General features: G+C 63.4%; 8 protein-coding genes. 1 reads left to right on the plus strand and 7 read right to left on the minus strand.

Annotation, left to right across the window (positions count from 1 at the left end; translation table 11 throughout):
* The 7 genes from ENGE1_RS25890 to ENGE1_RS25915 all read right to left on the minus strand — a co-directional run.
* A partial coding sequence (locus ENGE1_RS25890; protein WP_021243029.1) for a recombinase family protein occupies positions 1–552 on the minus strand: 552 nt, incomplete at its 3' end.
* Positions 546–917 (minus strand): hypothetical protein, encoded by a 372-nt coding sequence (locus tag ENGE1_RS25895; RefSeq protein ID WP_003100853.1) that lies wholly within the window; start codon positions 915–917, stop codon positions 546–548. The genes ENGE1_RS25895 and ENGE1_RS25890, both read right to left, overlap by 7 nt.
* Positions 914–1414, minus strand: coding sequence for a hypothetical protein (locus ENGE1_RS25900; RefSeq protein WP_003100856.1), 501 nt, complete (start codon positions 1412–1414; stop codon positions 914–916). Before ENGE1_RS25900 ends, ENGE1_RS25895 begins: the two co-directional genes overlap by 4 nt.
* On the minus strand, positions 1411–1737 hold the full coding sequence (locus tag ENGE1_RS25905; RefSeq protein WP_003100858.1) for a hypothetical protein: 327 nt from the start codon (positions 1735–1737) through the stop codon (positions 1411–1413). Before ENGE1_RS25905 ends, ENGE1_RS25900 begins: the two co-directional genes overlap by 4 nt.
* A gap of 254 nt (positions 1738–1991) precedes the next feature.
* Positions 1992–2348, minus strand: a complete 357-nt coding sequence (locus tag ENGE1_RS27755) for a cupin domain-containing protein (protein WP_000215515.1) — start codon at positions 2346–2348, stop codon at positions 1992–1994.
* The gene (locus ENGE1_RS25910; protein ID WP_001293886.1) at positions 2338–2739 is read right to left on the minus strand and encodes a HepT-like ribonuclease domain-containing protein; all 402 of its coding nucleotides are present in this window, start codon (positions 2737–2739) and stop codon (positions 2338–2340) included. Before ENGE1_RS25910 ends, ENGE1_RS27755 begins: the two co-directional genes overlap by 11 nt.
* The gene (locus tag ENGE1_RS25915; RefSeq protein WP_001247892.1) at positions 2736–3026 is read right to left on the minus strand and encodes a nucleotidyltransferase family protein; all 291 of its coding nucleotides are present in this window, start codon (positions 3024–3026) and stop codon (positions 2736–2738) included. Before ENGE1_RS25915 ends, ENGE1_RS25910 begins: the two co-directional genes overlap by 4 nt.
* Positions 3027–3184: 158 nt before the next feature.
* Here ENGE1_RS25915 and ENGE1_RS25920 point away from each other — a divergent pair.
* On the plus strand, positions 3185–6144 hold a 2960-nt coding region (locus ENGE1_RS25920; protein ID WP_009309936.1), incomplete at its 3' end, for a Tn3-like element ISPa38 family transposase.

Raw genomic sequence — 6144 nt, forward strand, 5'->3', positions numbered from 1 at the left:
GTGCGTGGAGGCTGGCACCCAGCGGTACAGCGTCGGAATGGACACGCCGAGGTTCTTGGCCACGTCCTTGGGCGGCACCCCGCTGGCCAGCAGCTTCTTGGCCGACTCGATCTTGCTGTCGGTCATCTTCGGCTTGCGGCCGCCTTTGCGGCCGAGCTGCTTGGCGACTTCCAGCCCGGCGCGGGTGCGCTCGACGGTCAGCTCGCGCTCCATTTCGGCAAGGCTCGCCATGACGTGGAAGAAGAACCGCCCGGATGGTGTGCCGGTGTCGATGGAGTCGGTGAGGCTCCTGAACTGGACACCGTGCTTGTGCAGATCGCCGACCAGATCGACCAGTTGCTTGACCGACCGGCCCAGCCGGTCGAGCTTCCAGACGACCAAAGTATCGCCTTCGCGCAGCATTTCGAGCGTCTTGGCCAAGCCAGGCCGGTCTGCCCGCGTGCCACTCACCTTGTCCTCGAAGACCTTTTTACATCCGGCCTTGCTCAAGGCTTCGCGTTGCAGCTCCAGGTTCTGATCCTGCGTCGAGACGCGCGCATAGCCAATCAACATGGCTTGTCTCGCGCCCGGTCGATGCGTTCCTGCATCGCCTGCATCACTTCTTCGTGGGTGTACGATCTGGCGTTGGCGTCGGTGGCTTGCCGCAGGGCTTCCTCAACCTCGCGCGTCATCCGCTCGTAATCCTCCGGCCACAGCGCTTGCTCCATGCGCAGCGACGCCTGACCCAGCAGGTGCAGCAGGCTGAACAGCCGCATGTCGTTGGTGGCGACGATGCGCTCCCGAATCTGCTCCTGAATAGCTTCGCTAGCCCGATGCGCTTGTGGTGTGGCAGTCCCCTCGTAGTCAGCGGGGAATTCCGCTTCCTCGGCAATCCTTGCCCAGGCGCTGGCCAGCGCCTCGATGGTTGACGTGCTCATTTCCGCCGCTCCTGTGCTCTTTGGCGAATCAACCGGCCAAGGGGCCTCGACGCGAAAACCAGCAGCATCACGCCTATCGGATACCAGGTCGAGAAGACCACCAAGGCATCGAAGGCTGGCCGTCCGGTGTTGGTAGGCAGTACGGCGGTCACAGCCATCAACCCGCCGACCGTCCAGATGATGCGCCACACGTAGGGCATCACGCGGGGCACGTAGCCGTCATCGAAAGCGGTCTGGTAGTAGCGGCGCAGGCCGCGCTCGGCAAGCGCCTGGCGCTGCCGCTCCGACAGCGCATCCGTCCGGCCATACCAGCGCCGGAATGGTGGACAGCGCAGCAGCAAAGGGGTGAAGAGGATCATCACCGCCACGATCGCGACACCCCACGCCATGACGGCGCCGGCATCGGGCCGCTTGGCGTTCTCGATCACGGGCGCGAAGACGCCCGGAGCACCGATCATCCAGAACAGCGCAATGTGCTGATGGAAGGAGAGCTTCATTTGCTCATCCACTTGCGCAGCAGGCGCTTTTTCAGGGAGGCGCGTTCTTGCGGGTTGCGTCCCTTGTGATTGGCGATGCGATCCGCCGTGGCGGCCTGGCGCTTGACGGGCCAGTAGGAGCGGCCATCCTTGCCCATCGACCAGACGCTGCTGGCCTGGTTTTCCAGCAGGGGCAGATGGGCGCTCAGGGCTTCGGGCGACGCGCTGGTCAGCGCCGTGCGCTCACGGGTGCGCCAGCGCTGATGCCAGAGCTTCTTGTCCTCGCGCTCGCTGCCGCAGGTCGTGTGCCCGACGATGGGTGTTTTGCGGCGGCTGCGGCTCATAACGTAGTGGTCTCCAAGAACATTCAGGACTGATCCCAGGCGTCGATGGTCAAGACCTGATCGGCAGGACAGGCGGCTACGCGGTCGGGAACTGGATGGTGTTCAGTCTCATGCCGACCCCATTCGATTGATCGCGTCGCTTGCGGCACGCTGCGACGCAAGGAGGTTTGCGACCTGGTTTAGCAGCCGTGTCCGCTGCATGTCTGTTACCTATCTCCCCGACCGCTCATTGGACCAACTCCAGAGATTGGGCTCTATCGCTCAGCCAATACGAAACCGGCATTGGCTGATGCCACAACCGAGACTAACACAAATGGCTCGGTACCTGTATTTCGCGCCCCGTGCACTTGGCCCGGTCTTGCCACGGCTATCTCACCTTCCCTGAGGGCACGAACAATCCCATTGCCCTGAAAGTAATCAGCCATTCCCGACAAAACAGTCCACGTGTCTTGGCCGTGAGGATGAATGTGAGCCGCAATTTCCTGCCCGGGATGGACATGCCAAACCACGATAATTGAGTCTCGGGTTTCAAGCACAACGGAACGAATAGGCTCGCCTTCGGACGGCTGAACATACTCGGCTACAGAAAATATTCTCGATTCAACAGTCATCGGAGATCCCTCTTTCACAGTTGTCGTTACGGTCTTCATCGTCGGCATCCTGACGCACGGCGGGCAATTGCTGGAGCAACGCCGGCAGCCATTCCTGTACCGTCTCCCACACCACATCGAGGTTGATGTCGAAATAGCCGTGAGCCATGCGATTACGCATATTGCGCATGCTGCGCCACGGCACGTCGGCATGCGCCTGGGTGAACTCGACGTAGCCATCCATCACCTTTGTGGCCGCCTCGCCGATGACGATCAGGCTCATGATGACGGCCTGCTGGGTGCGCTTGTCGGCCAAGAAGTCGTCCTTGGCCATCCCTTCCACGAAGCTGCGCGCATCGGTTGCGGCCTGCTGAATGTGGTCGAGGTAATCGGGCAGGCGGTTCTCGCTCATATCGGTTGCGCCTCCGCGAGCACCTTGGCCCGGAACTTCGGCGGCAGGTCGCCGGGAGTCAGCAGATCGACGTCAACGCCGAGCAGCGATTTCAGTTCTTCTTCCAAATCGCCCAAGTCCAACAACGTGGCACCGGGCAGCGCATCGACCAACAGGTCGAGGTCGCTGCCATCCCGGTCGGTGCCATGCAGCACCGAGCCGAAGACGCGCGGGTTCGCGGCGCGAAAGCGGCCTACCGCTTCACGCACTGCGCTTCGCTTCATGTCAAGCACAACAGACGGTCGCATGCGCATCCTTTCTTATCGAAACTCGTTGAGATGATATGCAATCAAGAATAGAATTTCAAGAACTATTTTCGAGAATCGCAATGCCTTGATTCCCGTGCCGCGCCGGTTGCCTTGGCGGGCTTGTCACAAACCTACGTTTTCAAGAAGAAGGAAACCGCATGCCCCGCCGTTCGATCCTCTCCGCCGCCGAGCGCGAAAGCCTGCTGGCGTTGCCGGACACCAAGGATGAGTTGATCCGTCACTACACGTTCAGCGAAAGCGACCTCTCCATCATCCGGCAGCGGCGCGGCCCGGCCAATCGGCTGGGCTTCGCGGTGCAGCTCTGCTACCTGCGCTTTCCCGGCGTCATCCTTGGCGCTGATGAGCCACCGTTCCCGCCATTGCTGAGACTGGTCGCCAACCAGCTCAAGGTCGGCATCGAAAGCTGGGACGAGTACGGGCAGCGTGAGCAGACCCGACGCGAGCACCTGGTCGAGCTGCAAACGGTGTTCGGCTTCCAGCCGTTCACGATTGGCCACTACCGGCAGGCTGTCCAGTTGCTGACCGAGCTGGCCATGCAAACCGACAAGGGCATCGTGCTGGCCAGAGCCTTGATCGAGCACCTGCGGCGGCAGTCGGTCATTGTGCCCGCCCTCAACGCCGTCGAGCGGGCGAGCGCCGAAGCGATTACCCGCGCCAACCGGCGTCTCTACGACGCCTTGGCTGAGCCGCTGACGGACGTGCATCGCCGTCGCCTCGACGATCTGCTCAAGCGCCGCGACAACGGCAAGACGACGTGGCTGGCCTGGCTGCGGCAATCCCCGGTCAAACCGAACTCGCGGCACATGCTGGAACACATCGAACGCCTCAAGGCGTGGCAGGCGCTCGACCTGCCCTCCGGCATCGAGCGGCTGGTTCACCAGAACCGGCTGCTCAAGATCGCCCGCGAGGGCGGCCAGATGACGCCCGCCGACCTGGCGAAGTTCGAGCCGCAGCGGCGTTACGCGACCCTGGTGGCGCTCGCCATCGAGGGCATGGCCACCGTCACCGACGAAATCATCGACCTGCATGACCGCATCCTGGGCAAGCTGTTCAATGCCGCCAAGAACAAGCATCAGCAGCAGTTCCAGGCATCCGGCAAGGCGATCAATGCCAAGGTGCGGCTGTTCGGGCGCATCGGCCAGGCGCTGATCGAGGCCAAGCAAGCGGGCCGCGATCCGTTCGCCGCCATCGAGGCCGTCATGTCCTGGGATGCTTTCGCCGAGAGCGTCACCGAAGCGCAGCGGCTCGCGCAACCCGAGGACTTCGATTTCCTGCACCGCATCGGCGAGAGCTACGCCACGCTGCGCCGCTACGCGCCGGAATTTCTCGACGTGCTCAAGTTGCGGGCCGCGCCCGCCGCCAAGGACGTACTCGACGCCATCGAGGTGCTGCGCAGCATGAACAGCGACAACGCCCGCAAGGTGCCCACCGACGCGCCGACCGAGTTCATCAAGCCGCGCTGGCAGAAGCTGGTGATGACCGACACCGGCATCGACCGGCGCTACTACGAACTGTGCGCGCTGTCGGAGCTGAAGAACGCGCTGCGCTCCGGCGACATCTGGGTGCAAGGCTCGCGCCAGTTCAAGGACTTCGAGGACTACCTGGTGCCGCCCGCGAAATTCGCCAGCCTCAAGCAGGCCAGCGAATTGCCGCTGGCCGTGGCCACCGATTGCGACCAGTACCTGCATGACCGGCTGACGCTGCTGGAAACGCAGCTCGCCACCGTCAACCGCATGGCGCTGGCCAACGAGCTGCCGGACGCCATCATCACGGAGTCGGGCCTGAAGATCACGCCGCTCGATGCGGCGGTGCCCGATACCGCACAGGCCCTGATCGACCAGACGGCGATGATCCTACCGCACGTCAAGATCACCGAATTGCTGCTGGAGGTAGACGAATGGACGGGCTTCACCCGGCACTTCGCCCACCTGAAGTCAGGCGACCTGGCCAAGGACAAAAACCTGTTGCTGACCACGATCCTCGCCGACGCGATCAACCTGGGCCTGACCAAGATGGCGGAATCGTGCCCCGGCACGACCTACGCCAAGCTGGCCTGGCTGCAAGCCTGGCACATCCGCGACGAAACCTACGGGGCGGCACTGGCCGAGCTGGTCAACGCGCAGTTCCGACATCCCTTCGCCGAGCATTGGGGCGACGGCACCACGTCATCGTCGGACGGCCAGAACTTCCGCACCGGCAGCAAGGCCGAGAGCACCGGCCACATCAATCCGAAATACGGCAGCAGCCCAGGGCGGACGTTCTACACCCATATCTCCGACCAGTACGCGCCGTTCCACACCAAGGTCGTGAACGTCGGCGTGCGCGACTCGACCTACGTGCTCGACGGCCTGCTGTATCACGAATCCGACCTGCGGATCGAGGAGCACTACACCGACACGGCAGGGTTCACGGACCACGTCTTCGCGTTGATGCACCTGCTGGGCTTCCGCTTCGCCCCGCGCATTCGTGACCTGGGCGACACCAAGCTCTACATCCCGAAGGGCGATGCCACCTACGAGGCGTTGAAACCGATGATCGGCGGCACGCTCAACATCAAGCACGTCCGCGCCCATTGGGATGAAATCCTGCGGATGGCCACCTCGATCAAGCAGGGCACGGCGACGGCCTCGCTGATGCTCAGGAAGCTTGGCAGCTACCCGCGCCAGAACGGCCTGGCCGTCGCCCTGCGTGAGCTGGGACGCATCGAGCGCACACTGTTCATCCTGGACTGGCTGCAAAGCGTCGAGCTGCGCCGCCGCGTGCATGCCGGGCTGAACAAAGGCGAGGCGCGCAACGCGCTGGCCCGCGCCGTGTTCTTCAACCGCCTGGGGGAAATCCGCGACCGCAGCTTCGAGCAGCAGCGCTACCGGGCCAGCGGCCTCAACCTGGTGACGGCGGCCATCGTGCTATGGAACACGGTCTATCTGGAGCGGGCCGCGAACGCCTTGCGTGGCCACGGTCAAGCCGTCGATGACGGCCTGTTGCAGTACCTGTCGCCGCTCGGCTGGGAGCACATCAACCTGACCGGCGATTACCTCTGGCGCAGCAGCGCCAAGATCGGCGCGGGCAAGTTCAGGCCGCTACGGCCGCTGCAACC

The sequence above is a fragment of the Pluralibacter gergoviae ATCC 33028 = NBRC 105706 genome, assembly GCF_001598855.1.
GTDB lineage: Bacteria > Pseudomonadota > Gammaproteobacteria > Enterobacterales > Enterobacteriaceae > Pluralibacter > Pluralibacter gergoviae.

What these genes read in the sequence shown, in the direction of transcription:
- ENGE1_RS25895 (WP_003100853.1), bottom strand. Translation starts at nt 917, where the DNA reads ATGAGCACGTCAACCATCGAGGCGCTGGCCAGCGCCTGGGCAAGGATT.
- ENGE1_RS25900 (WP_003100856.1), bottom strand. Translation starts at nt 1,414, where the DNA reads ATGAAGCTCTCCTTCCATCAGCACATTGCGCTGTTCTGGATGATCGGT.
- ENGE1_RS25905 (WP_003100858.1), bottom strand. Translation starts at nt 1,737, where the DNA reads ATGAGCCGCAGCCGCCGCAAAACACCCATCGTCGGGCACACGACCTGC.
- ENGE1_RS27755 (WP_000215515.1), bottom strand. Translation starts at nt 2,348, where the DNA reads ATGACTGTTGAATCGAGAATATTTTCTGTAGCCGAGTATGTTCAGCCG.
- ENGE1_RS25910 (WP_001293886.1), bottom strand. Translation starts at nt 2,739, where the DNA reads ATGAGCGAGAACCGCCTGCCCGATTACCTCGACCACATTCAGCAGGCC.
- ENGE1_RS25915 (WP_001247892.1), bottom strand. Translation starts at nt 3,026, where the DNA reads ATGCGACCGTCTGTTGTGCTTGACATGAAGCGAAGCGCAGTGCGTGAA.